This is a genomic window from Sphingomonas sp. 7/4-4, assembly GCF_027941955.1.
Taxonomy (GTDB): Bacteria; Pseudomonadota; Alphaproteobacteria; order Sphingomonadales; family Sphingomonadaceae; genus Sphingomonas.
On the sequence record NZ_CP115960.1, the window covers coordinates 1,828,360 to 1,852,475 of the forward strand.

At 66.5% G+C, this 24,116-nt stretch carries 29 protein-coding genes and 1 pseudogene; 18 read left to right on the forward strand and 12 right to left on the reverse strand.

The genetic code is table 11. The features are described from left to right. Positions 1-83: 83 nt before the first annotated feature. The 3 genes from PIB19_RS09205 to PIB19_RS09215 all read right to left on the reverse strand — a co-directional run bounded on the left by PIB19_RS09205 (position 84) and on the right by PIB19_RS09215 (position 1,971). Positions 84-431 carry a hypothetical protein gene (locus PIB19_RS09205; RefSeq protein ID WP_271240560.1) on the reverse strand — a complete coding sequence of 116 codons (348 nt, stop codon included), beginning with the start codon at positions 429-431 and terminating at the stop codon, positions 84-86. Between the two features lie 126 nt (positions 432-557). Further along, positions 558-959 carry a hypothetical protein gene (locus tag PIB19_RS09210; RefSeq protein WP_271240561.1) on the reverse strand — a complete coding sequence of 134 codons (402 nt, stop codon included), beginning with the start codon at positions 957-959 and terminating at the stop codon, positions 558-560. Positions 960-1,125: 166 nt separating this feature from the next. Next, on the reverse strand, positions 1,126-1,971 hold the full coding sequence (locus PIB19_RS09215; RefSeq protein WP_271240562.1) for a flagellin: 846 nt from the start codon (positions 1,969-1,971) through the stop codon (positions 1,126-1,128). A gap of 280 nt (positions 1,972-2,251) precedes the next feature. Here PIB19_RS09215 and PIB19_RS09220 point away from each other — a divergent pair, with 280 nt between their 5' ends. Beyond that, positions 2,252-3,496 (forward strand): hypothetical protein, encoded by a 1,245-nt coding sequence (locus PIB19_RS09220; protein ID WP_271240563.1) that lies wholly within the window; start codon positions 2,252-2,254, stop codon positions 3,494-3,496. A 2-nt stretch (positions 3,497-3,498) separates the two neighbouring features. Continuing rightward, a complete protein-coding gene (locus tag PIB19_RS09225) occupies positions 3,499-3,738 on the forward strand; it encodes a hypothetical protein (RefSeq protein ID WP_271240564.1) in 240 nt (79 codons plus the stop codon). 108 nt (positions 3,739-3,846) lie between these two features. Here PIB19_RS09225 and flgH read toward each other — a convergent pair whose 3' ends face one another. Genes flgH through PIB19_RS09245 form a run of 4 tightly spaced genes read right to left on the reverse strand, consistent with a single transcriptional unit; the run spans position 3,847 to position 6,586 of the window. Continuing rightward, positions 3,847-4,599, reverse strand: a complete 753-nt coding sequence (flgH, locus tag PIB19_RS09230) for a flagellar basal body L-ring protein FlgH (protein ID WP_271240565.1) — start codon at positions 4,597-4,599, stop codon at positions 3,847-3,849. Positions 4,600-4,611: 12 nt separating this feature from the next. Further along, on the reverse strand, positions 4,612-5,034 hold the full coding sequence (gene flgA, locus PIB19_RS09235; RefSeq protein WP_321164354.1) for a flagellar basal body P-ring formation chaperone FlgA: 423 nt from the start codon (positions 5,032-5,034) through the stop codon (positions 4,612-4,614). Between the two features lie 5 nt (positions 5,035-5,039). Next, complete coding sequence (gene flgG / locus PIB19_RS09240; protein WP_056618601.1) at positions 5,040-5,822, reverse strand: flagellar basal-body rod protein FlgG; 783 nt, start codon at positions 5,820-5,822, stop codon at positions 5,040-5,042. A gap of 23 nt (positions 5,823-5,845) precedes the next feature. Continuing rightward, positions 5,846-6,586: a flagellar hook-basal body complex protein gene (locus PIB19_RS09245; RefSeq protein WP_271240566.1), complete on the reverse strand. Its 741-nt coding sequence runs from the start codon at positions 6,584-6,586 to the stop codon at positions 5,846-5,848. Positions 6,587-6,704: 118 nt separating this feature from the next. On the opposite strand from PIB19_RS09245, the gene PIB19_RS09250 reads away from it, so the two are divergent. From PIB19_RS09250 to PIB19_RS09265, 4 genes are read left to right on the forward strand one after another with little or no spacing between them, the layout of a single operon-like run. After that, positions 6,705-7,223, forward strand: coding sequence for a flagellar basal body-associated FliL family protein (locus PIB19_RS09250; protein WP_271240567.1), 519 nt, complete (start codon positions 6,705-6,707; stop codon positions 7,221-7,223). After that, a complete protein-coding gene (gene fliM / locus PIB19_RS09255) occupies positions 7,220-8,242 on the forward strand; it encodes a flagellar motor switch protein FliM (RefSeq protein WP_271240568.1) in 1,023 nt (340 codons plus the stop codon). Before PIB19_RS09250 ends, fliM begins: the two co-directional genes overlap by 4 nt. Further along, positions 8,239-8,631, forward strand: a complete 393-nt coding sequence (locus tag PIB19_RS09260; RefSeq protein WP_271240569.1) for a DUF6468 domain-containing protein — start codon at positions 8,239-8,241, stop codon at positions 8,629-8,631. Before fliM ends, PIB19_RS09260 begins: the two co-directional genes overlap by 4 nt. Continuing rightward, positions 8,631-9,176 (forward strand): MotE family protein, encoded by a 546-nt coding sequence (locus PIB19_RS09265; protein WP_271240570.1) that lies wholly within the window; start codon positions 8,631-8,633, stop codon positions 9,174-9,176. The genes PIB19_RS09260 and PIB19_RS09265 overlap by 1 nt, the downstream gene beginning before the upstream one ends. 151 nt (positions 9,177-9,327) lie before the next feature. Here PIB19_RS09265 and PIB19_RS09270 read toward each other — a convergent pair whose 3' ends face one another. Continuing rightward, positions 9,328-9,720: a RidA family protein gene (locus PIB19_RS09270; RefSeq protein ID WP_271240571.1), complete on the reverse strand. Its 393-nt coding sequence runs from the start codon at positions 9,718-9,720 to the stop codon at positions 9,328-9,330. Positions 9,721-9,889: 169 nt separating this feature from the next. On the opposite strand from PIB19_RS09270, the gene PIB19_RS09275 reads away from it, so the two are divergent. Then, positions 9,890-10,459, forward strand: coding sequence for a TetR/AcrR family transcriptional regulator (locus PIB19_RS09275; RefSeq protein WP_271240572.1), 570 nt, complete (start codon positions 9,890-9,892; stop codon positions 10,457-10,459). Between the two features lie 333 nt (positions 10,460-10,792). Here PIB19_RS09275 and PIB19_RS09280 read toward each other — a convergent pair whose 3' ends face one another. After that, positions 10,793-11,206: a hypothetical protein gene (locus tag PIB19_RS09280; protein WP_271240573.1), complete on the reverse strand. Its 414-nt coding sequence runs from the start codon at positions 11,204-11,206 to the stop codon at positions 10,793-10,795. Between the two features lie 77 nt (positions 11,207-11,283). Between PIB19_RS09280 and PIB19_RS09285 the strand changes: the two genes are divergently transcribed. Next, positions 11,284-11,550: a hypothetical protein gene (locus PIB19_RS09285; RefSeq protein ID WP_271240574.1), complete on the forward strand. Its 267-nt coding sequence runs from the start codon at positions 11,284-11,286 to the stop codon at positions 11,548-11,550. Further along, positions 11,550-13,322 carry a hypothetical protein gene (locus PIB19_RS09290; protein WP_271240575.1) on the forward strand — a complete coding sequence of 591 codons (1,773 nt, stop codon included), beginning with the start codon at positions 11,550-11,552 and terminating at the stop codon, positions 13,320-13,322. The genes PIB19_RS09285 and PIB19_RS09290 overlap by 1 nt, the downstream gene beginning before the upstream one ends. A gap of 140 nt (positions 13,323-13,462) precedes the next feature. Here the strand turns inward: PIB19_RS09290 and PIB19_RS09295 are convergent, their stop codons facing one another. From PIB19_RS09295 to PIB19_RS09305, 3 genes are read right to left on the reverse strand one after another with little or no spacing between them, the layout of a single operon-like run. After that, positions 13,463-14,371 (reverse strand): flagellin, encoded by a 909-nt coding sequence (locus tag PIB19_RS09295; protein ID WP_271240576.1) that lies wholly within the window; start codon positions 14,369-14,371, stop codon positions 13,463-13,465. A gap of 11 nt (positions 14,372-14,382) precedes the next feature. Continuing rightward, positions 14,383-16,479 carry a FlgK family flagellar hook-associated protein gene (locus PIB19_RS09300; protein WP_271240577.1) on the reverse strand — a complete coding sequence of 699 codons (2,097 nt, stop codon included), beginning with the start codon at positions 16,477-16,479 and terminating at the stop codon, positions 14,383-14,385. Positions 16,480-16,504: 25 nt separating this feature from the next. Continuing rightward, on the reverse strand, positions 16,505-17,746 hold the full coding sequence (locus tag PIB19_RS09305) for a flagellar hook protein FlgE (protein WP_271240949.1): 1,242 nt from the start codon (positions 17,744-17,746) through the stop codon (positions 16,505-16,507). 582 nt (positions 17,747-18,328) lie between these two features. On the opposite strand from PIB19_RS09305, the gene PIB19_RS09310 reads away from it, so the two are divergent. The 9 genes and pseudogenes from PIB19_RS09310 (at position 18,329) to PIB19_RS09350 (ending at position 24,003) form a co-directional block, all read left to right on the forward strand. Beyond that, on the forward strand, positions 18,329-18,538 hold the full coding sequence (locus PIB19_RS09310) for a PadR family transcriptional regulator (protein WP_271240578.1): 210 nt from the start codon (positions 18,329-18,331) through the stop codon (positions 18,536-18,538). A gap of 8 nt (positions 18,539-18,546) precedes the next feature. Beyond that, positions 18,547-18,930: a hypothetical protein gene (locus PIB19_RS09315; protein WP_271240579.1), complete on the forward strand. Its 384-nt coding sequence runs from the start codon at positions 18,547-18,549 to the stop codon at positions 18,928-18,930. Next, on the forward strand, positions 18,927-19,178 hold the full coding sequence (locus PIB19_RS09320) for a hypothetical protein (protein ID WP_271240580.1): 252 nt from the start codon (positions 18,927-18,929) through the stop codon (positions 19,176-19,178). Before PIB19_RS09315 ends, PIB19_RS09320 begins: the two co-directional genes overlap by 4 nt. A gap of 173 nt (positions 19,179-19,351) precedes the next feature. Next, positions 19,352-19,849 carry a hypothetical protein gene (locus tag PIB19_RS09325; RefSeq protein ID WP_271240581.1) on the forward strand — a complete coding sequence of 166 codons (498 nt, stop codon included), beginning with the start codon at positions 19,352-19,354 and terminating at the stop codon, positions 19,847-19,849. A gap of 89 nt (positions 19,850-19,938) precedes the next feature. Next, entirely contained in the window at positions 19,939-20,196 is a 258-nt protein-coding gene (locus tag PIB19_RS09330) for a hypothetical protein (RefSeq protein WP_271240582.1), read from the forward strand. 572 nt (positions 20,197-20,768) lie between these two features. After that, the gene (locus PIB19_RS09335; protein ID WP_271240583.1) at positions 20,769-21,161 is read left to right on the forward strand and encodes a flagellar biosynthesis repressor FlbT; all 393 of its coding nucleotides are present in this window, start codon (positions 20,769-20,771) and stop codon (positions 21,159-21,161) included. A gap of 16 nt (positions 21,162-21,177) precedes the next feature. Continuing rightward, positions 21,178-22,532, forward strand: a pseudogene (fliI, locus tag PIB19_RS09340) (flagellar protein export ATPase FliI). Further along, positions 22,529-22,957, forward strand: a complete 429-nt coding sequence (locus PIB19_RS09345; protein WP_271240584.1) for a hypothetical protein — start codon at positions 22,529-22,531, stop codon at positions 22,955-22,957. The pseudogene fliI and the gene PIB19_RS09345 overlap by 4 nt, the downstream one beginning before the upstream one ends. Then, the gene (locus tag PIB19_RS09350; protein ID WP_271240585.1) at positions 22,954-24,003 is read left to right on the forward strand and encodes a peptidoglycan-binding protein; all 1,050 of its coding nucleotides are present in this window, start codon (positions 22,954-22,956) and stop codon (positions 24,001-24,003) included. Before PIB19_RS09345 ends, PIB19_RS09350 begins: the two co-directional genes overlap by 4 nt. Positions 24,004-24,116: the final 113 nt, after the last annotated feature.

Below are 24,116 nucleotides of genomic sequence, written 5' to 3' on the forward strand. Positions count from 1 at the left end.
GGCCCGAAACGACAAAAGCCAGGCTGGTCTCCACCAGCCTGGCTTTTGCGTTCGAGCCCCCGCTCGGAACGTTGGTGCGCGCCTCAGCCGTTGGCGGCAGGCATCAGCGCCGGCCGCGTATCGACGGGCAACTGGATCAGCGCGGCAGACCCGGTCACTACCGCGGGCGCGGTACGGACGCTGAAATCATCGAGCGCGCATCCGGCAATCGCGGCGGGCGCGGTCAGCATCGCGATGCAATCGGCGATCGAGGGATCCTCGCGCGGGCCAAGCGTGTCGAGCACATCGGAAAGCGTCATCCCGGGAGCCTGCTGCGCCTTTTCAGCCGCCGCGCTCCACAATGCGCGCGCATCCTCCACATTCAACGTCAGGGTCACCGTGAAGCTCTGTCCGGTGTTCGCAGGAACATGGCTGAAGTCGCGAAGATTCATGCGTGAAAGTCCCTTTTCATTTTGCCCCGAGCGTTTGGCCGTCCAATGCCTCAGCGGCGCCCCCAGCCACATTCCGGTGATGCCCCGATACGTATAGTTACCGGTATCAATGACCCCCGTATGACCTTAGTGGACCCGCGCCTCCGCGCGACGCGCGAGTTCGCGCGCATGTGCCGCAACGAGACAGAGTTCGGCATAGAGGCGGTCCCAGAAGGGCGCCGGAATCTCGAGCTTGCTTTCGCCTTCCTGGCTCAGTTCCAGCGCCGCGCGGGGCTCCAGCCCCAGTTCGAAGCGCGTCCCGAAAGTGCCGTCGACATGCTCGTCGGGAAGCCCGTGCGGCACGGCGAGGCGTGCCGACATGATATAGCCGGCCAGTATGTCGGTACCGTAGCCGTCGAGCAGGATCCGGGGCCGGTCCTTCATGTCCGGGCGTTCGAGCACGACGAGCGCGCCCGTGGGATGCTCCTCCACGCTGACGCGAAGCTTGCCGCCAAAGGCGTCGGTGATTTCTCGGATACGTGGGAACAAGCGATGATCTCCTTGCCATCATTATAGATGGATCAACCATTCGGTCGGCGGAGATGCGCGGATTTCGTTGCGCCCCTGACGGCCGCGCGCACGCAAAAGAGGCCGGGACGTTGCCGTCCCGGCCTCTCTCTGTCGTCAGGTAAGCTTCCAGGGTAAAAGCTTGACCTTAACGGAACAGCGACGTGATGCTCTGCGGCGCCTGATTGGCGATCGACAGAGCCTGCACACCGAGCTGCTGCTTGACCTGAAGGGCCTGCAGCTTCGCCGATTCCTTGGCGAGGTCGGCGTCGACGAGATTGCCGATGCCACCCTCGATGGAGTCCGACAGCTTGCTCACGAAGCCGATCTGACCATCGATCTGGCGCGAAGCCGAACCGAGGGTGCTGAGCTTCTGCGACACGACCTTGAAACCAGCCTCAAGGGTGCCCTTGAGCGTGGTCGCCGCAGCCGCGTCGGCCAGGACGATGTCGACCGACGCATCGCCGCCGACAGCCGTATCGAAAGCGGCTTCGAGGTCGATGTTCGCAACGTCCAGCGTCGAGGTGCCCGAAGTCGACATCAGCGCCGAAACCTTGCCGGTTGCGGTAGCGTCTGTCTTCAGCAGGTTCGTACCATTGAACTCCGAGGAGCCAATGATCGAGTTGACCTGCTTGCGAAGGGCATTCAGGTCGGCAGTGATCGCCGTACGGCTCTCGGTGTCGAGACCGCCGTCCGAAGCTTCCGTGACCTTCGACTTCATCTGGTTCATGAGGTCGGAGACCTGCTCGGCACCGGCAACCGCCACGTCAACCGTGCTCTTTGCACGGCTGAGCGACGAATTGACCGCCTTCAGACCACCCACGTCGCCGCGAAGCTTCTGGGCAATCGTATAGCGGGCGGAGTCGTCCTTGGTCGAGTTCACGTCCAGGCCGGTGTTGATGCGGCTCTGGGTCGTGGCCAAGCCCTTGTTCGTCTCGCTGAGGCTCTGGAGAGCCGCCATCGCGCCGATGTTGGTGTTGACAGAGAAACCCATGATATTTTCCTTCTTGGACTAGAGTCGCTTCTGCGACCCGGGTCGGAAGCGCCGACCCGCGACCTGGCGCATGCGCGCCCTGCAAGTTCATCATGGGAAGATTTCCAGGAGGACCAAAATTCATCCGCGAATTTAAATGGTTAGCAGAAGGTTAACGATGACCGGCGGTCATGGCTTCAGGCCCTGCCCCGGGAGGATGCACCGCCGATAGTCGATCCGATTACAGCCTCGCCCAACGCATCGGCCTAGTTTTCCCGGCGATCACAGCGGGAGATGACGCATGGATGTTGGAGCAGCTTCCAGTGCCGCCCAGGCCCGGAATGTTCCCGACACAGCCGGATCGGAACCGCCGCCGCAGCCGCGGCTGAACCCGATCGAGCAGGGCGATCTCGCCGCCGGCCGGCTCCGCGTTGCCGAGGGGCAGGTCTTCTCCGGCACGTCGGACAGCGCACCGGCGACCCGTGACTGGGGCGATCAGCCACGCGGCTCGGGCTATCGCGAGGCGTTCGACGGCGCCGCCGCGCGGCTCGGCACGCGCGATCCGGATACAGTGAGTGCCGAGCTCGACCGCCAGCTCTACGGCACCACGCCGCCGGCGGCGAACGACGTCGCGGCGCCGGAGGCATCGAGCGACGAAGAAGGCCTCGGGTCGTTCGTCGAGGGCGCGGTGCTCGGCAATTTCAGCGACAATCACAGCTGGTCGGCCACGGGCGGCCAGGTGGTAGTCGGCTTCATCCCGGTCGTCGGCCAGATCGCCGATGCGCGGGATACGATCGCCTCTGTCGGGCAGGTGCTGCGCGGCGAGGACGGCGGCTGGCTCAACCTCGGCGCCTCGATCGTCGGCTGGGTGCCGGGGATCGGGGATGCCGCCAAGGCGGCGATCCGCAGCGGCGGCAACCTCGCCGAAGCGGGTGTCGATGTCGGAAAGACGGTTGCCCGCAATGCCGACGAAGCCACGGAGACAGGGGCCAAAGTTGCCCGCGACATTCCGCCGAGCGCCAACGGCGTCCCCGGCGAGACGATCGCCCGCACCGCCGAGCGCACCGGCCTGCCGGAAAGCAAGGTCCGCGAGATTCTCGACGCGCCCAAGCCCACCCGGCCGGCACCCTCCACCTATCTCTCGCCCGAGCAGATCGCGGCGCATCTCAAGCCGTTCGAAGAGACCGGCGCAATCAAGTTCACGCCGAAGAAGACGCTCGACGATTATGGTACGCTGGGGCCGCCCGATGGCGGGTTCGTCGTCTCCCGCCGCGAGTTCGAGCAGCTCATCGAGGAAACCGGCGGCGATCTCGCCAAGGTCGAGGACAAGCTCCAGCTTCGTCCCGGCGAGTTGACCGACGGCAACACCGTGATCGCCTATATCGAGCCGAAGGACCTGCAGAATCTGCGCGTGCCGAGCGGCAACGAGCGCGGCGCATGGGATGGCCTGTGGGTGCCCGGCGGCTTCACCGGCAAGGGTGTGCCCGAGGCGGTCGTGGACCTGCCGGCCAGCACGCCTTATACTCCCGTCAAGCTGGGAGAATGAGGATGAAGCTCGTTTTCGGAGAGAAGATCGTCCCCGAGCCGGTGCGGCGCGAGAACGATGCCGACAATATCTGGGGCCCTGCCTGGCACGCCTCGCGCACCGCTGATGGCCATCTGCTCGAATATGCCACCGGCGACATGGCCGGAAACGACCGCCGCTTCGCGATCAGCGCGGAGGAATTCGAGCGGCTGCGCGCGGACCCGGATCAGTTCGACCCGATCATCCACGCGCACGGCGGGTGATGGCCTAGCCGAGGCCGGTGCCGCGCAGGCGGTGCTGATGCCTGTACGGTAACGAAAGAGCCCGTCCGATCGCTCGAACGGGCCCTTTTTTCCCCGAAAGGTCGAAAATCAGAACGGAAACAATGCGTCGTAGATCTGCTGGCCCCAGCGGGCCTGCTGCGCATCGGTGAGCTGACCCTTGCCGCCATAGATCACGCGCGCCTCGGCGATCTGCGAATGCTGGATCGAATTGTCGCGCGCAATGTCCTCGGGACGGATGATGCCGGTGACGATCAGTTCGCGCATCTCGAAATTGACGCGCACTTCCTGCTTGCCGCGGATCATCAGATTGCCGTTGGGCAGCACCTGGGTGACGATCGCCGCCATCGTCATGTTGATCGTCTCGGAGCGCGCGGTGGTGCCGCCGCCCGAATATTTCGAGCCGGAGTCGGTCTCGAACACCTTGCCCGCATCGGCACCGACCAGCTTGGCGACCGGCGCGATGCCGAGCAGCCCGCCGAGGCCGCCATTCTCGGATCCACCACGCGTCCGCGAGGTGTTGTTGCCGAGATCGGCCTTGTCCTGGATGTTGATCCTGATCGTCAGGATGTCGCCCATCTTGCCGGCGCGCTGATCGCGGAAGAACGCGCCCGCGCCGGTGCGGAACAGCGAGGCGCTGGGCGCCGCAGCGGGCTGCTGCATCGCCACGCTGGTCGGACGACCGCGATCCGAAGGCATCGACAGCGACGCTTCGACTTCGGGCGTCGATACCGGGTCGATCCCCGAAAGCTTGGGCGCCTTGCCGATCTGCTGGAGGCGGCCCACCGAGCCGCAGCCCGAGAGCGTGGCGCCGAGCGCTATGAGAAGAATGACCTTACGCATGTTCAAACCCTTTTACGGTGCGGCGATCCGGACGGTGCCGGAGCCTTCGATCGTTCCATCGAGCGTGCGGTTGGTGGCGTTGGTCACCACCCGCACCATTTCGCCCTGCCCGCCGCCGTTCAGCGCGCGGCCCGAGGCCGTGATCACCAGCGCGCCGCTAACGATGCGGATCGTCACCGGCTCGCCGCGCCGCACGAGCTGTGGCTTCATCAGGTCCGAGCGGCGGACGATGTTGCCGGCGGTCAGATTGCGCGCAGCTTCCATGCCCGATGCATCGTCGGCCGAAAGCGCCCCGCGGGCAGCTGCAGGCGCACGTGCCTCGCTCTCGAAGTCGCCGCGGTCGAGCCGCGTGCCCTTCTCGATCGGATGCGCGAGGACCGCGACCTGCACGTCCTCGACCGGACCGGCACCGAGCAGCGCCAGAGCGAGCAGCATGCCCATCAGCGCAGCTGGCTGGTCGTCGCCAGCATCTCGTCGGCGGTCTTCACCACGCGGCTGTTCATCTCATAAGCGCGCTGCGCAGTGATCAGCGCAGTGATTTCGGCGACTGCATTGACGTTCGAGCTTTCGATGAAGCCCTGGCTCAGCGTGCCGAGGCCCGGTTCGCCCGGGGCCGCCACGGTCGGCTGGCCCGAAGCCGAAGTCTCGAGGAACAGGTTTTCGCCCTTCGCCTCGAGGCCGGCGTCGTTCATGAAGGTGGCGAGCTCGAGCTGGCCGACGGTCTGCGGCTGCGGATCGCCTGCCACGATCACCTGGACCTCGCCGGTCTTGGAGATCGTCACGTCGACCGCCGCCTGCGGGATTGTGATGCCCGGCTGCACCGGATAGCCGTCCTGCGTCACCAGTTCGCCCTGATCCGAGATGCCGAACGAGCCGTCGCGGGTGTAGGCGGTGTCGCCCGAGGGCAAAGTGATCTGGAAATAGCCGCGCCCGGTGATCGCCACGTCGTAGCGGTTCTCGGTCTGCTGCAGCGCGCCCTGCTGCTGGATGCGATAGACGCCGCCGGTCTTCACGCCCGCGCCGATCTGGATGCCCGAGGGCGATTTGGTCTCGGGGCCGGTCGCGGTGCCGGGGCGCTCGATCTGCTCGTAGAGCAGGTCCTGGAACTCCGCGCGCTGGCGCTTGAAGCCCGTGGTGTTCATGTTGGCGATGTTGTTCGAGATGACGTCGACATTGGTCTGCTGTGCCAGCATGCCGGTCGAAGCGATGGAGAGCGAACGCATTATTGTGCCTTTCTAAAGGGGTGTCAGCCGACGCGGCCGAGCCGGTCGATCGCCTTCTTGCGAAGGTCGGACATGCTTTCGTTGAGGTTGGTGGCTGTCTGGTAGGCGCGCAGGATCTCGACCATGTCGGTGGTCTCGACGATCGCATTGACGTTCGATCCCTCGACCCCGCCCGACTTCAATCTGGTCTCGGCGGCGGTGAGCTCGCGCCCGCTATTGCCGTTGAACATCCCGTCGCCGCGCGGATCCATGGTCGCCTCGTCGAACACCGTCACGGTGATCCGGCCGAGCGGACCGTCGGGCCCCATCACGCTGCCGTCGGGGGCGATGCTCAGGCGTCCGGCGGTCTCGGGCGGAACCGTGATCGGCTTGCCGCCTTCGCCGAGGATCTTCTGCCCGCCGGCCGTCGCCAGCTCGCCGCTCTCGAGCACCTTCACATAGCCTGCGCGCGTATAAGCGGTGCCGCCGCCCGGCGCCTCGACGCTCAGATAGCCCGGACCGTCGATGAAGACGTCGAGCGGATTGTCGGTCAGCTGGAAGCCGCCCGAAGCGGCATCGTGCACCGCGCCGTAATCGAGCACGTACGACGTCTTCTTCGCGTCGGGCGTGACCGTGGTCTCGCCCTGCTCGACATATTCGCGGAACACCGGCTTTTCGCGCTTGAAGCCCACCGTGTTCATGTTGGCGAGGTTGTTCGCCGCCACGTCGAGCCGGCGCCGCAGCGCCTGTTCCTGGCTCAGCAATACATAAGACGAGATGTCCACCGGACGGTCCCTTCAGAAATTTGTCGCTAGGCAGAAATTGCCGGGTGACCATCCTATAATAGAGGCAAATCAGCCGGCGTGGTTGCCGGAGCACTGATTTCGAAAGGTGCCAGGGAAAATGTCGTCACCCGAGATCGTCGAGGAAGGTGCGGAGGGCGCGAAGCCCGCAGCGCCGAAGTCGAAGAAGAAGCTTCTTATTATAGGAGCCGCCGCAGGCGTGCTGCTGCTCAGCGGCGGCGGCGGCGCCGCGATGATGCTCTCGGGCGGATCGGCCAAGGCCGAGACCGCGCCCGAGGCCGAAAGCGGTCATGGCGGCGGCGAAGCCGAGGGCAAGGATGCTTTCGTCGATGTGCCGGCGATGGTGGTGAACCTGCGTTCGCCCGACGGCGCCTCGCGCTTCCTCAAGCTCCATTTCATGATCGTGCCCGGTGCCAAGGGCACGCCCGAGAGCATCCAGGAGAAGCTCCCGCTGATCCTCGACGCCTATCAGCCCTTCCTCCGCGAGCTGCGCCCCGAGGATCTCGCCGGCTCGGCCGCGGTCTTCCGCATCAAGGAAGAGATGCTGGTCCGCGCCACCGATGTGGCCGGCCCGGGCATGGTCAAGGACATCCTCATTCAGGATCTGGTCCAGCAATGATCGATCTCGACGATTTCGACCTTCCCGAACCGCCCGTCGCGCCGATGGGCGCCGATGGAGACGTCCGCTTCGACCAGTCCGACATCGACGCGCTGTTCGGCGATTTCGACGGTCCGGTCGCGAAGAAGAAGGGCCTCCGCGCGGTCATCGAGTCCAAGGTCATCAGCCATGAGCGTCTGCCGATGCTCGAAGTGGTCTGCGATCGCATGGTCCGCTCCTTCGCCAGCTCGATGCGCAGCCTCACTTCCGACGCGATCGACGTCAGCCTCGAGAACGTCACCTCGATCCGCTTCGGCGAGTTCATGAACCGCGTGATGCTCCCGGCGATGGTCGGGGTGTTCAAGGTCGAGGAATGGGAGAGCTTCGGCCTCGTCACGGTCGAATCGAGCCTGATCTATGCCGTGGTCGACGCGCTGCTCGGCGGCCGCGGCGGCGGCTCGCCGACGTTGATCGACGGCCGCGCCTTCACGACGATCGAGACCGGCCTCGTCTCGCGCATGCTCGAATTCGCGCTCAAGGATTTCGCCACGGCGTTCGAGCCGATCGAACCGATCAACATCAACCTCGAGCGTATCGAGAGCAATCCGCGCTTCGCCGCGATCGCCGGCACGTCGAACATCTGCGCGATCGCCACCTTCCGCGTCGACATGCTCGGCCGCGGCGGCGAATTCACGATCGTGTTCCCTTATGCGACGCTCGAACCCGTCCGCCACAAATTGCTCCAGCGCTTCATGGGCGAGAAGAGCGGCCGCGATAGCATCTGGGAGGCGCATATGGCCTCCGAGATCCGCAAGACCAATGTCAGCGTCAACGTCGTGCTCGGCGAGAAGGCCATGCCGATCGCCGAATTGAAGGCACTCGAGGTCGGCCAGACCATCGCCCTCCACAAGAGCCCCGACGATGCGCTCGACCTCGCCTGTGGCGGCGTCACCCTCGCCCAGGCCCAGATCGGCCAGCGCCGCGGCAAGGTCGCCGTGCGCCTGGTCAACGATGTTTCCAGCGGAAAGATGAAATCATGAACTTCGCGCTTCTCGCCAATGTGCTGACGATGATCTTCTGCATGGCCGTGCTCGTGCAGAGCGTGCGGATGATGCGCTCCCTGCGCACCGTGAAGGACGGCGCGCTCACCGAAGTCGTCACGGCGCTCGAAAAGGCGACCAGCGGCGCCCGTTCGGTGCTCTCCGAAATGAAGTCGACGCTCGGCACCGATTGCGCGCAGCATGCCCGCCTCGTCGAGCAGGCGCGCGATCTCCGCGACGAGCTTTCGGACATGATCGGCATCGCCGATGCCGCATGCGAGCGCGTCGTGAATGCCGTCGGCCTCGCCAATGCGGTGCGTTCGGCCGATGCCGTCGATGCAGCCGACGGCGAAGACACCGAAGCCAAGACCGAAGCCGAGCTCGCCTGATGGCCCGCCCTTCCCTCCTCCTGATGACCGCGGCCGCCTCGGCGCTCGCAGTCGTCGCCAACGCCTCGACGATCGCGTCGACCGCGACCCAGGGTGCGCCCAAGACCCGGCTCGGCAGTTCGATCGAACAGGATCTGGCCCAGCGCGACGCCGAGGCCGCGCGCCGCAAGCGCGGGCTCGACCTGCGCGAACAGGCGACCAAGGCCACGCAGGCGCGCCTCGAAGCCGATCTTGCCGCCCGCCAGAAGGAAACCGAAGTCGCAGCCGCCCCCGGCGCTCCCGTCGAACCGGCGGAGGCGCAGTTCGACGAGCTCGCCCGCATCTATCAGGCGATGAAGCCCAGAGCCGCCGCGGTGGTTCTGGAGCAGCTCGACATGGAAGTGCAGATGAAGGTCGCACAGCGCATGCGCGAACGCTCGACCGCCCTCGTCATGGCCGCGATGACCCCCAAGGGCGCCGCCGCGCTGAGCATGGCGCTGGCCCGCAAATCCGCCCGCCTGGCCGCGTCCGCGCCGCCGCAGCAGATGCCGCGCAAGGGGAAGTAGCGCCGGACCTTACAAATTGCGGGGCTTTAAGCCCCTCCCCTTCAGGGGAGGGGTTGGGGGTGGGGCCTGTCCGTCTCACCGAGCCTCCGCTTGGGGCACTGCCCCACCCCAAACCCTCCCCTGAAGGGGAGGGGCTAAGAAGGTCCGCAACTCACTCCGGAATCCGCGCGATGACCTTGATCTCGAAGTCGAACCCCGCGAGCCAGTTGACGCCGATCGCCGTCCAGTTCGGATAGGGCGCCTCGGGGAAAACTTCTCCTTTGACGGCCATGACCGTGCCGAACTGATTTTCGGGATCGGTATGGAAGGTCGTCACGTCGACGATATCGTCGAGCCCACATCCGCCCGCCTTCAGGGTCGCTTCGAGATTGGCGAAGGCCAGGCGGACCTGCGCTTCGAAATCCGGCTCGGGCGAACCGTCGCTGCGACTGCCGACCTGACCGGACACGAACAGGAGATCACCGGAGCGGATCGCTGCGGAATAGGTGTTCGACGCATAGAGGTCATGCCGACCGGCGGGAAAAACGGCGTCACGCTGGGCCATATGGATTCTCCTGTGTGGGTCGCTGGAAAGCCGTGCCGACGAATAATGCCGTCATCTGGTTTCACATACGCTCCGTATATAAATGTCATGTACGCGACGTATGTCAAGTGATATACGCCGCGTATTTGAAGAAGGATCGGTTGTGGCTGCACGGCGTCGCGTGGAAACGATGGAGGAGAACCGCGGCAAGCTGATTGCCGCCGGGCGAAAGGCATTCGCGTCGGAAGGGTTCGCTGCGGCATCGATGGACGACTTGACCGCCTCTGTCGGTTTGACCCGCGGCGCGCTCTATCACAATTTCGGCGACAAGAAGGGCCTGCTCGCGGCCGTCGTGGCGCAGGTCGACGGCGAGATGGCGGCGCGTGCCCGGGCAGCCGGCGCCGACGCGAGGGATGGCTGGGAACAGCTCCTGGCCGAAGGCGCGGCCTATATCGCGATGGCGCTGGATCCCGAGGTCCAAAGGATCGTGCTGCTCGATGGACCCGCGTTTCTCGGTGATCCCTCGCGCTGGCCCAGCCAGAACGCGTGTCTGCAGGCAACGAAGCAGGCGGTCGGGAAATTGATCGCCGACGGCGTCATGAAGAGCGCCGATGTGGAGGCCGCCGCCCGCCTCCTCTGCGGTGCCGCATTGAACGCGGCCTTGTGGGTAGCGGCCAGCGACGACCCTCAGGCCGTCCTGCCCAGGGCAGTCCATGCCTTTCGCCTCATGGCAGAGGGGTTTCTCTCGGAGAAACGCTAGGTTGAGAACCCCTGCCGTCATCCCCGCGAAAGCGGGGACCCATCTCCCAAACGAGCGGCAAAATGCACCGGCGCGCGCTGAATTCGCTGGCAATGTAGGATTTGATCCGCTTTTGTTCCGGGCATGCGCGCCAGACATTTTCCTCGCCCCGCCCGCCGACGCGCCGCCTTGTCGCTTGACTCGCAAATGCGCAAACGCGTCAAGCAACTGCCAGCCGACATCCCAGCCAGATCGTGCAGGAACGGCAGAAATCAGCCATTTTTCAAGCCAACCAAAAGGTTGGATGCGCACACCCCCGCCGCTTTCTGCCAACCTTATGGTTGGCCGGGACTGTCAACTATAGCTGGCTGCGATCTCGACGATCAGCACGCGCGCGACGCCGGGTTCGGCGGCTTTGAGCGCGGCGTTGAGATCATGATCGAGGCGCCCGGCATCGACCGCGCGCATGCCCGAGGCGTTGAGCCGGGCGAATTCGAGCGCGGCGGCAACGGTCGCTTCGCGCAATCTGGGCATCGCGCCAGCCGCCTTGGCCAGCGCCTCGACACTGGCTGCCTCGATCACGAGCTTGAAGCGCATGTTGCCGGCGATGCGATCGGCCTCGATGATCGGCACGGTCACTTCTTCCATCGGCACGAGGTTGAGCCCGCCGGCAACGGTGCCGGCACCGCCGCCGGACGCCTGTGCCCCGCTGCCCGGAAAGGGCACCAGCGCCGTCGTCAGCGCAAGCGCGGCCACGGATCTACGCACGTCAAAACTCCTCGGTCGGACGGCCGGTGTGCGCCCATGCCTCTATAATAGGATGAAATGAGCAAGAAGGTGCCGCAGTGAGTCACGATCAACGCCCGGGAAGGATGCGCGTCGTCCAGGATCCGGCCGAAGTCCAGCGCCGTCGCGGCGATGCGGCGCCGATCGCCGACCCCGATTCCTTCGAAGTCGTCGGCGGCGCCGGGTCCGGCATCGCAGCGAGTGCCGCGGTCGACAGCGCGCCGGCGGGAAGCAGCCTGCCACTGCTTCCGGCCGGGCTGTTCCTGCTCGCCTGCGCGGCCGGCGGCGTGCTCGTCGCGGTCATCCGCCCGCTCGGACTCGGCTGATGCGCACCGCGCTCATCGCCTTGCTCGCCGGCGCCACCACGGTCGCCCCCAACACGGCCGGCACCGGCACGGCGCCCGCTGCCGCATCACGCCCTGGAACCGGCGCCGCGACTGCGATATTGCCGCCCTTCGCCGCCGAACTCGCCCAGATGCCGACGATCACCGGCGCCTCGGGCTGGCATGGCGAGACTGGCGAAGCCGGCTGGGCATCGCTCGCCGCCTCGCGTCCCGAGAACCGCCAGCTGCGCCGCTGGACCTATGCGCTCGGCCTGATCGGCGAAGGCCGCGGTGCCGAGGCGCTGGGCGTGCTCGACGTGATGCAAACCCGCGATCGCGATCTCGGCCTCGTCGCCTCCTTCCTTCTCGCCCGGGGTGTCGCACTGACGCTCGTCGCGCGTGACGAGGATGCAGTTTCCACGCTCGCCACCGGTGAACTCGCCGCCAATCCCGAAGCCTGCGCGTGGCGGATGCGCGCGCTTGCCCATTCGGGCGACGCCCAGGCCGCGATCCGCCAGGTCAATTGCGCATTGCCCGCGATCAACGGCCGCAGCCCCGAGGCGCGTGCGCCGTTCGTGCTCGCCGCCGCCGGTGCCGCGATCGACGCCGGCCAGCCGAAGCCCGCGCTCGCCTGGCTCGCGCTCTTCGGCGATCAGAATCCCGAGGCCAACGTGCTGCGCGGCCGTGCGCTGATCGCTGCCGGCGATCCGCAGGCAGGCCGTATCCGGCTCAAACGCGCCGCGCGCAACGGCGACGCCGCCGTCCGGGCACAGGCAAAGCTCGGCACGATCGAGGCCGGGCTCGCCACGCACAGCCTCGCCCCCGCCGATGCGATGAAGCAGCTCGAGGCGCTCCGCTTCGGCTGGCGCGGCGGCGCTGTCGAGCAGCGCGCGCTCGAGATCGAGCTCCGCCTCGCCAATGAGGCCCACGATCTGCGCGCCCAGCTCCGCGCCGGCGCCGCGCTGATCCGCTATTTCAAGCTCGGCGCGAAGGTCGCGCCGATGCTCGCCGAGCTTCAGGCCGCACTCGCCGGGGCACTCGCCCCCGACAGCGGCGTATCGCTTCCCGAGGCCGCCGGTCTCTACTGGGACTATCGCGAGCTCGCGCCCGCCGGCGGCGAAGGCGACGCCATGGTGTTCCGCCTCGCTGGCCGCCTGCAGGATGCGGGGCTCTATGCCCGCGCCGCCGAATTGCTTCAATATCAGCTCACCCGGCGCGCGCAGGACGTGGCGCAGGGCCCGCTTTCGGTGAAGGTCGCGGCGCTCCACATCCTCGCCGGCCACCCCGATCGCGCGCTCGACGCGATCCGCTCCACCGAGCAGGCCGGCTATTCGGCCGCGATGCAGCAGGACCGCAAGCGGATCGAGGCCGTAGCGCTCCACCGCCTCGGCAGGACCGACGCCGCGATGGCCGCACTCGACGGCCTGCCCGACGCGCATGCGATCCGCGCCGAGATGCGCTGGCAGGCGAAGGACTGGGGCAGCTTCGTCGGCGAAAACACTCTCCCCGCTCCCAGGGGCCTGAGCGAACCTGCCCAGGCCGCGGTCCTCCGTCAGGCGGTCGCGCTGGCGATGCTCGGCCGCGAGGATCAGCTGGAGGTGCTCCGCAAGCGCTACGCCGCGGCGTTCAAGACGCTGCCCAGCGGCCAGGCCTTCGACCTGCTGACCCGGAACGTCGGCAGCATCGATCCCGCCGCGATCGGCGCCGCGATGACCGCGATCCCGCAAGCCAGCCCCGCCGGCGCCATCGGCGACCTGCTCGACGCGAGTTCGTAAGACGAGCCCGGCTTCCTCCACACGCAAATATCGTCATCCCGGCGAAAGCCGGGACCCAGAGTCACGGGCGATGTACCCTGCAACTCTGGATCCCGGCCTTCGCCGGGATGACGTTCATGGGGAGCAGGCCGCAGCCCCGCTCAGCGGATATAGCTGACCAGGCTCAGGTCGGAGAGCTGCGCGAACACCGAATAGCTCGCCTGCAGCATCGTCTTCTGCTGCGCGAGATCGAGCGCGACCTGCCCCAGATCCGCGTCTTCGTTGGTCTCGATCACGCCGTGGAGCAGCAGCGAACGCGCCTCACCGCGCGTCGTCAGCGTCTCGACCTGGTTCTGCTTGCGGCCATTATCGGCGTTGACCGCCTGAAGGCTGTCGATCCCGGTGCCGAACTGACTCACTGCCTGCCTGAGCGCATCGAGCTGCGCGGTCGTCGGCTTCGTGCCGATCGTGCCGGCCAAAGCGAGCGTCTGGAACGCGGCGTACAGATCCTTGCCCACTGCACTCGCAGTGATGCCATAGGTCACGTCGACCCCGTCGGCGACGCGCGCGGTCGAGCGGATGCCGTCGTCCTTGAACGCATCGGCCGCGCTGGTCGTCGCGACGTCGGCCAGCGTTCCGGGCGTGAACGGATTGCCCTCGGTCTGCGAGCCCGCGAACAGCGGCGCCCCGCCCTCGCTGCCGTTGAGCGAAGTGCGATACTGGCTGAACGCCGTCTCGATCGCTTCCTGCAGGCCGGCGCCATCGCCGGTGCCGATCGCATTGAGGATGTCGAGCTTGAGGTCGCCCACTGCCTTCTCGATGCCTTCGAGATGGCCCTGATAGATCGACAGCGTGGTGCCGACACGCTTCGCCACGGTCGATTGCGCGTCCTGGCGCGTCAGCAGGCTGTGCGCCGAGAGGTTGCGCACCGTCTCGGTGCCGAGATCGGCGAAGTCCGCCGCTCTCTTGCCGGTGGAAAGCTGCTGCTGGGTGATCGCCAGCTTCTCCTGGGAGCGCTGGATTGCGCTCGCCATGGTGCGCTGGAGCGGGATGGTGGCTACGCGAGTCATAGGGTTTCCGATCAGACCATGTTGAGCAGGGTGTCGTACATCTCCGACGCCGTGGAGATCACGCGCGCGGCGGCGGAATAGCTGTTCTGCAGCACCACCATCTGCGCCAGTTCCTCGTCGATATTGACGCCGGAGAAGCTGTCGCGGCGGTTGATCGCGTCATCGCGCCGCGCCGAGGCGTCGAGCAGATGGTCCTCCGCCTGACTCGCCTCGAGCCCGGTGCGGCCGAGCAGCAGGCTGGAGAAGCGCTCGATCGTGGTCACGCCGTCCTTGCCGAGGTCGAGCGAGCCGGCGAGCTTGTCGACGAACGCCGTCGCCCCGCGAGTATCGCCGGCACCCAGCGCCTTGGCACCCACCGCGGCACTTTCCTGAAAGCGTGCGAGCGGCAGCTTGCCCGGGCTGGCGAGCACTTCGGGACGTACCTGCGCATCGCCGAGCCCGCTCGACGCGCCGGTCAGCCCCAGCATCGCAGTGAAGCCACGCCCGGTGCCGAAGCGATCGGTCGAATCCGACGGGACCGACAGCGTCGCCCCCGACAGCGCACCCGCGGGCTCGAAGCGCATGCGGCCGCGATCGTCGAGGCTGAAGTCGCCGAAATCACCCAACGGGCTCGCATTGAGCTCGCTCACCAGGTCGCCGACCGTACCGCCGGCAGTCGGGCTGATCGTGTAGCTGGTCAGCGCCCGGCCGGTGGCGTCGCGAAGCACGATCTGCGCGGTTTCGCCGGTGGCAAAGCCATGCGCGTCGCCCGCCGTGAGGCCCGAGGGTACCAGCGAACTCGAATCGCTGCGAACCATGTCGTTGAGCCCGAAATATTGCGAGACGCCGACTCCGGCGCGCGCGCTCGGATTGGCTTCGTTCTGCGCGACGACCACGCCGTTGCCGGCGCCGTTCGCCTTGATGCTCAATTTGCCGTCGGCGAAGCTGGCAGTGGCCGCGCCGCCGAGACCGGCATTGATCGCGGTGACCATGTCGTCGATCGTCGCGCCGGCGGGCATCGCGCCGAAGTCGATGCTCGTCTTGGCGACCAAAGTCCCGTCGGCCTTGGTGACCGCGAAGGTCGCGGCGCCGGTGAAGCCCAGCCGATCGCTGCCGACGAGCCCGGTCTGGCGGCCGTCGAGGCTCGCGGGCGGCGGCACGGTGCTGCCGGCGTTGGAGACCGAATTGAGCGCCTCGGAAAGGCCAGAGAAGAGCACGCCCATCTGCTCGGAAAAGGCCGGCAGCGCGCGATCGCGCAGGTCGAGCAGCCCGCCCAATTTGCCGCCGACGGCTGCCGAATCGAGCTTCTCGCCCGTCGCCGCACCCATCGCGCCGCTGTCGTCGGCGAAGCGGATTTCGATGCTGGGATAGATAGGCTGCGAGGCGCCGAGCCCCGCATTGGGATAGGAGAGCTGGCGCAGTCGCTTGTCGAGCAGCACGCCGCCGTTCGCCGTCTCGATCGAGACGCGGCCGTCGGGCTGCTCGCGGACATTGACGGCGATCAGGCTGCTCAATTCCTCGATCGCGCTCATCCGCTGATCGGCGGCGCCGCCGACATTCTTGCCGAGCCCGGTCGCCTGCGCGACGGTGGCGTTGAGGTCGTGGATGCGCTTGAGCAGGCTGTTGATCTTGTCGACCGAATAGCCGACCTCGGATTCGACGTCGCCGCGCAGCCCGTCCACATCGGTCTGGAGCTGCTGCATCGAATCGATCGCATCCTGCACGTCGGACGTGAACACTGCGACGGTCTGGGCCGAGGATTGCGAACCCGTCATCGCCACTGCCGAGGCAGTGACCGCATCGAGCCGCGCCGGCAGGCCCGAAGCGGTGCCGGGCTGGCCGAGCAGCGACTGGAGCCGGTCGAGATAGCCTGCGGTGACGTCCGCCCGGCCATAATCGCCCGCCCGGCGATAGACATTGGCTTCGAGGAAGCGATCCGCGACGCGGGTGGGCTCGCCCACCACGACGCCGCTGACCTGGCCCGATACCACGCCGGTGGTGAGGCTGACGCGCTCGCGCGCATAACCCGACACGCCGACATTGGCGATGTTGTTGGAAACCGAGCGGAGTCCGGCCTGGGCTGCTGCCAGGCCGGAAGCCGCGGATCCGAGGATGCTGTTGAGCGACATCGCTATGGTCTCGGGGTCTGGAGGATCAACGCTTCAGGTCGCTCACTTCGCGCAGCATGTCGTCGACCGTGGTGATGATCTTCGACGACGCGCTATAGGCCCGCTGGAAGCGGATCATGTTGGTGAACTCGCCCGCCAGGTCGACGGTGGAGGCTTCCAGCGAGTTGGAGGCGATCCCGCCCGCGCCGAGCTGGCCCGGCGCGTTGAGCGTCATGCCGCCCGAGGCGCGGCTGAGGGTGTAGGCGTTGCCCGAGAGGCGCGTGAGGCCGTCCGGGTTCTGAAAGGTCGCGATCGGCAGCTGGAACACCTTACGCGTCGAACCATCGGAGAAGATCGCGTTGACCACGCCTTCCTTGCTGATCTCGACCGTGGAGAGATTGCCGAGCATGCCGCCATCGACGTTCGACGAGATCAGCGAGCTCTCGGTGCCGAACTGGGTGATGCCGTCGATGCCGTCGTCGCTGCCGAGCGCCAGCGTGATCGGAACCGAGCCGGCGCTGTTGGTCCAAGAGACGTTGAGCGGATTGAACAGGGCCGCGGTCGAACCGCTACGGTCGAGGCTGCCGTCCCCATTGAACTTGATCGTCCCGCTGGCGAGCAGGCCGCCCGCGGCGGTGACGTCACTGGCCGGGTTCGAATAGACTTCGCTCTGCCAGGTATTCGGTCCTGTCTTGATGAAGCCCATCGTCACACGGTGCGAGCCGCCCTGCGAGTCCGACACGTCGAACGAACGGATGAACTGTGGCGTGACCGTGCCCGAAGCCATGTCGCCGGCGGTATAGGCACCGGTATAGTTCGGGGTGGTGGACTGCAGGTTCATGCGCGCCTGGATGCGCGTGGTCGGCGAAGCGGTGCCGATCAGGTCGCTCACGCGCACCGGCTCGAGCGCTTCGACGCTGCCGGTGTTGGTGTAGTCGCCCGACGCATCCAGGCGCCAGCCATAGAGGTAGAGACCCGCGGGGTTGCGCAGATAGCCTTCCTCATCGGGGCGGAACGCGCCGGCGCGGGTATAAGCGACGTCGCCGGTCGAATCCGACGAGGCGCGCGTCACGAAGAAGCCGCCGCCGTCGATCGCGAGATCGGTGCTGCTGCCCGAAGCCTGGAGCAGGCCCTGCTTGGAAACCATCGAGACCGGCGCCGCGGCGACGCCGCCCGCCGAATAGTTGCTCTTGGCGCGGCCGTCGGTGACCATGGTGCGGAACTGGGCTTCGACACCCTTGTAACCGACGGTGTTGATGTTGGTGATGTTGTCGGCGACGGTCGCCATTGCGCTCGCTTGAGCGCTGAGGCCGGACACGCCGGCGTAGAGAGCGGAATAGAGGCTCAATGTATCACTCCTGACGACGCCCACGGATCGATCGCGCAGGCCACAGGTGCATTCTAGGATGAAATCCGCGGGGCGGGTGTCGGGCGGGTGAAAATGCGTGGCTGATGCGAATGACCGCTATCGTTGCGCGGTGCGCCTGATGGCAGGACCAGGTCGTATTGACATTCAATCCTCCCCCGCCAGGGGAGGTGGCGCCGAAGGCGTCGGAGGGGAGGTAAGCGACGCACTCTCCAATTGAGCGCAATGCTTCCGCCCCTCCGTCACGCTACGCGTGCCACCTCCCCCTTGCGGGGGAGGATTGAAAGCCTCGCTCGCCTGAATGTCGATACTCCTAAGGCTGCCCGGATCCGATTCATGCGTTCGGTTAGCCTCGGACGAGCATTTCAAATCCCCGTTGACTCTTAAATCTACATATGTTGTATTCACTCCATGGCTCGGAAACGGCAACCCTCGAAGCAGATGCGCGCCCTTCTCGATTCGCTGTCCGCGCAACGCCAGCAATGGCGGCATGGATATGATCTGATGAAGGAGACCGGCCTCTCGTCGGGAACGCTCTACCCCTTGCTGATGCGGATGACCGATCAGGGGCTCGTCGAAGCCGAATGGCGCGAGCCGGCGCAGCCCGGCCGCCCTGCCCGCCACGCCTATCGCCTGACCGCGGCCGGCTTCGCGCTCGCGCTGCAGATGCCCGGCGACCGCGAAAATCTTCCGCTCAAAGGATCGCTCGCATGAGTGCGGCAGTGTCGCGCGCGGTGATGGCCCTGGCAGTATGCTGCCTCGGCGAGAGCCGGCGAGAATGGTCGGCGGCGATGCAGGCGGAGTTCGAGACGGCGGTAACCGAAGGAAAACCGCTGCTGTTCGCGATCGGCTGCCTGGCGGCGGCCTGGCGCGAGATGCTGACGCGGGAGGAAGGCCGCTTCGTCCTGACCAACTATGCTTTGGTGCTCGGCCTGATGATCCCGATGGCCGCCCTACAGATCGGATGCGCGCTGCTCGGGCTCCCTTATCTCTATCCGGGACCGGACGGGCTTCGTGGCGCGCTGCTGGAAGGCGGCGCGCATGAAGCCCTTCTGCGCGGCGTCTATCAGGCCGCCATCCCTCGCTTGCGCTTCTCCAGCTGTTGATCGGGCTCGGGCATCTTCGCATCGCCTGGGCGATGCTGGAGCGCGATTGGACCCGTGTCACGCGCCTGGCCACGCTCACGCTGGCGGCCGCGGCGACACTCATCATCTTCATGAACGTGCTCTTTCTCAACGGCACCCAGGCACTGTTGCAGGGTGCCGTGCTGCTGATCGAAGTGGCAACCGTCTGGAGGGTGGCGCGGTGGCACGCCCATCTCTCGCCTGCGGCCGGGACGGAACACCCCGGATAGCGGTTCCGACCCACTGACTTGCCGGAACTTCGGGAGCACCGTCCCGAAGATCGAGGCCGTGCGCCTGCCAGCGGTGCCGCGACGCGACGCGAAGTATCGCGGGAAAATAATGGCTTAGGCCATTTCTCGAAACACGGAGACGTCACATGTCGTACGCGCATTCCTTCAGAACATTGTTCTTCCCGATCGCCGCCGCAGCTCTTGTCGCCGGCGGATCTGCCATTGCCCAGCCGGGGAATGCGCGTCCCCTGGTCGCCGAGCAATCGCCTTTCCTCGGCGAATGGCAGCTGGACCTGACACGGATGCCCGACACCTATGGCCCGCCCCCGAAGCGAGTGATCTTCACCTTCAAAGACGTCGGAGCGGGCCAGTGGCGGACGGAGGTCGACATCACCGCGCCGGACGACAGCGTCAGGCACATGGCAGCCCAGTATCGGCGCGACGGCAAGGCGGTCCCGGGCGAAGGCGATACGAGTGAAGCCGACAGCGTCGCAGTGAATGCTCCGGCTCCCAACGTGCTCGTCATGAGCTTGTCCAAGAACAAGGCCCTCGGGTCGGTGCGCATCTATGCCATTTCCGCCGATGGCAAGGAGATGACCGAATCCGCCACCAACGTCGACAATACGGGCGCGCCCTTCGTGCGCAACTTCCACTTCAAACGCGTCCGCTAAGTGTGCCCCTCCCTCTTCCTTGGGAGAGGGAGAAAGCGGCAGCTCTCGCCCCAGTTGCGGACATGGCCGATTAGTGAGAGCCTGCGGGAATGAAGGCGCAATTGCCCTTGGCGATGTTGTTGATTGGCGCGGCACTCACCGACCATCCCCGTAGCTACCTCCTGTCCATCGGGCGGATACCGCTGAACGCCACGGAGAGCATTGAGGCGTTTTCTATCAAGACTTGGGGCGTCGAGTTTAAGTCCGTTTGCAGCATCCCGGGGGCTGGCGGATCAAGGCCGGAAACAGTGCCACCCCAGATGGAGAAATCGAAGGAGAGGAAGCCACGGCGCTACGTGGTTCAATGAAAGCAACCCGAAGGAGCTTCAGGCATTTGTGCTCGTCACTCTTTACGCCCCAGTGCAGCGAGAGGGCATAGGTTCACCCAATAATGGTATCCCAGCTACCTTCAAAGGGACTGCAACGATCAGCACCGACGACGGCGACGTGAAGCGTGCCCTGACCTACAAAAACGTGACACTCACTCCGGCACGCCGCTGCCCAAGCGTTAACGTTCGCTAACCACCATTTGCAGACATGCTTGCAATGTAGGATTTCGTCTGACAGCCTCACTCAGCTCTTTGACATCGTAACACCCCTCTCATCCTGCTCGTGCGAAAGCGGGAGCATAATGCTGCTTGGTCTACATCATCCTGGATCGCCTGCGCAGGAACACGGCCGGCCAGAACCATGCAACCAGTGTGACCCTAGTGTGACCTTTCGCGGCCAACCACTCACTTCCGGCCCTGCGCGATAGATAGGCCCATACCCTGACGGGCACCCGCATCGCCGCCCACTCGGCAAAAATTGCCGGGTGCGCCACCGCGCCCGCCACGCTCGTCCTATAAGAGGAACAAACGCACACGAAAGGTTTGCTCCCATGCTCCGCATCACGCTTCGCGACGGCGAGAAGGCGATCGTCAACGGCGCCGTGCTCCGCGCGGTCGGCCGCACGCAGATCGCGGTCGAGAACCAGGTGTCGATCCTGCGCGGCCGCGAAGTCATGCAGCCCGAAGAGGCGACCACGCCCGCGCGCCAGCTCTATTTCGCGGCGATGCTCGCATATATCGATCCGGCCAATCGCGGCCAGCATCAGGACAATGTCGTCGCGCTGATCGGCGGCCTCGTCGCCACGCTCACCGCCCCCGAAGCCCGCGCCGCCTGCATCGCTTTCGCGCACGACATGGCGATCGGCGACTATTACAAGGCGCTCACCGCCGCGCGCGAGCTGATCGGCTTCGAGGACGTCGCGACCGAAGCCCAGGCCGCGTAAGGACTCCGCGCCTCTCATGCAGACTCTTGCCAGCGCCGCCCGCGCGATCCGCACGATGGTGCCCGATCGCCGCTTCGGCAGCGTCGTCGCGGTTCGCGGCGCGCTGATCGAAGTGGAGGGGCTGACCGGCGTCGCGCAGATCGGCAGCCGCGTCGAAATCCAGGGCACCAACGGCAAGGTCGAGGCCGAAGTCACGGCGCTCGATCGCAGTGTCGCGCTCTGCCTGCCCTTCACCGATCCGCAGGGCGTCGGCCTCGGCTCGCGCGCCGAACTCGCCGCGGGCCAGTTCACCGTGCGCCCTTCCGCCGCCTGGCTCGGCCGGATGATCAACGGCCTCGGCCGCCCGGTCGATGGCCTCGGCCCGCTCGCCAACGGTGCCGATCCGCAGCCGATCAAGGCCGCGCCGCCCGCCGCCGCCAATCGCGCCCGCGTCGGCCACCGCATCGAGACCGGCGTGCGCACGCTCGACATGTTCGTGCCGCTCTGCATCGGCCAGCGCCTCGGCCTGTTCGCCGGCTCGGGCGTCGGCAAGTCGGTTCTCCTGTCGATGCTCGCGCGCTGGACCCAATGCGACGTCGCCGTGATCGGCCTGATCGGCGAGCGCGGCCGCGAAGTGCAGGAATTCATCGAGGACGATCTCGGACCGGAGGGCATGGCCCGCTCGGTCGTCGTCGTCGCCACGTCGGACGAGCCCGCGCTGATGCGCCGCCAGGCCGCATGGACCACGCTCGCCGTCGCCGAGCATTTCCGCGATCAGGGCCTCAACGTCCTGTGCCTGATGGATTCGGTCACCCGCTTCGCGATGGCGCAGCGCGAGATCGGCTTGGCCTCGGGCGAGCCGCCGGCGACCAAGGGCTATACCCCCACCGTTTTCGCCGAATTGCCCCGCCTGCTCGAGCGCGCCGGCCCCGGCGAGCCCGGCAAGGGCATGATCACCGGCCTGTTCACCGTCCTCGTCGACGGCGACGATCACAACGAACCCGTCGCCGACGCGGTGCGCGGCATCCTCGACGGCCACGTCGTGATGCGCCGCGCGATCGCCGAGCGCGGCCGCTACCCCGCGATCGACGTCCTGAAGTCGGTCTCGCGCACGCTCCCCATTGCATGAACGATGCGCAGAACGAGACGCGGCTCGCCGCGCGCAAATTGCTGTCGACCTATGCCGATATGGAGGAAATGGTCCGGCTCGGCGCATACAAGGCGGGTTCGTCCGAAGAGGTCGATCGGGCCGTCGCGCTCGCGCCGCAGATCGAGACGCTGATCAACCAGGGCAAGCACGACCAGGGCAATGCCGATGCTGACTTCGCCGCGCTCGCCGCGATCGTCTTCGGCGAAGCGCTCGCCGCCGAGCCCCTCGGAGTCGCCGCATGACGCCGTTCGACACCGCGCTCCGCGTCCAGCGCCGAGAAGTCGATGCCGTCAAGGTATCGATCAGCGTCGAGGTCGAGCGGATCACCACGATCGAGACCCAGGCGCGCATCCACGACGCCCGGATGCTTCAGGAACGCGCGCTGGCGAGCTCGTTGCCGATCGCCAGCGACGCCTGGACGGCGCGGATGAAGGCCGAGCGCGCCCGCCTCGACGAAGCCGCGCATCTGGCGCAGGCGCAGCTCGGGCGGCTGCGCGCCCAGGCCGTCGAGGCCTATGGCACGATGCGGGCGATCGAAGGCGCCGCCGGACGCTATGAGGACGAGGCCGAGCGCACGGTCGCGCTCGCCGAACAGAGCGCGATCGACGACATCGCCGCCGCGCGCTTCCTGCGCGCCCGCGCCGTCGCGAAGAAGCGCTCGGCATGATCAACGCTACCCAGCTCGCCGCGCTCAGCCCGCAAAAGCGCGCGCAGGTCATCTATGCCGAAGCCCAGTCGCAGCTTTCGTCGCGCCTGTGGCGCGCCGCGCTCGGCGACGGCGAGGGCAAGGACAATCGCGACACATCGCCTTTCTCGCCCAACAATATGAAGATGGATTCGCTGCTTGGCCTGCTCGGCGGTGGCAGCGAAGGCGTAGCCGGTACGCAGGGGCATTGCGCCTGCCATTGCGCCTGCAGCTACCACCAGCCGACCGCCGGCAGCGCGAACGACGCGACGGCCGCCCCGCGCACCGGCACTACGGGCGCGGGCTTCATCGACCCCGACGAACCGCGCGCCTATGCTCCCGTCAGCCTGACGGGCACTACTACCAGCACCGCCGAAAACGGCGATCTCAAGCTCGGCCCCAATGCGCGTTACGCCACCACCTTCGCCCAGGCCGAAGCGCGGACCGGCATCCCGGCTTCCGCGCTCGCAGCGATCGTCGATGCCGAGGCGGCCAAGACCGGCGACGGCAGCTGGAACACCCATTCGCGCAATCCGCGATCGAGCGCCGCGGGCCTCGGCCAGTTCCTCAGCGGGACCTGGCAGGAACTGGCGCAGACCGACGGGACATGGCTCAACAAATATGCCGCCGAGCGCGGCTGGCTCGACGGCCGCGGCCGTCTCCAGACCGGTAACCGCGCCGAGCTTCTTGCCTTGCGCTACGATCCGCAGGCGTCGATCCTCGGTGTCGCCGATCTCGCCAAATGCAATCTCGACCGGCTCGAAAAGGCCGGCGTGCGCGTCCGCACCGATTCCGAGACGCTGGCCAAGGCCGCCTATCTCGGCCACCATCTCGGGCTCGGCGATGCGAAGAAGTTCCTGAGCGGCGGCATCGATTCCGGCCGGGCACGGATGCTGCTCTGCGCCCAGATCGGCTCGTCGGCCGCCGCGCAGCGCATCGCCAGCACCGGCGACGCCACCCAGGCGCATCGCCAGTGGCTGCTGGGCTTCATCGACCGCAGAATTCGCCCCGAAGCCTTCGCCTCGTAAAAACAATCCTATAATTAGTTGATGGAATGGTCCGTCCGCTTGGTGGTGGTAAATCAGCTGTAAACCACTGTGTGCAGCGGGTTTCCGAGGGTTTTTGCGGCCCTCCGGGGCAT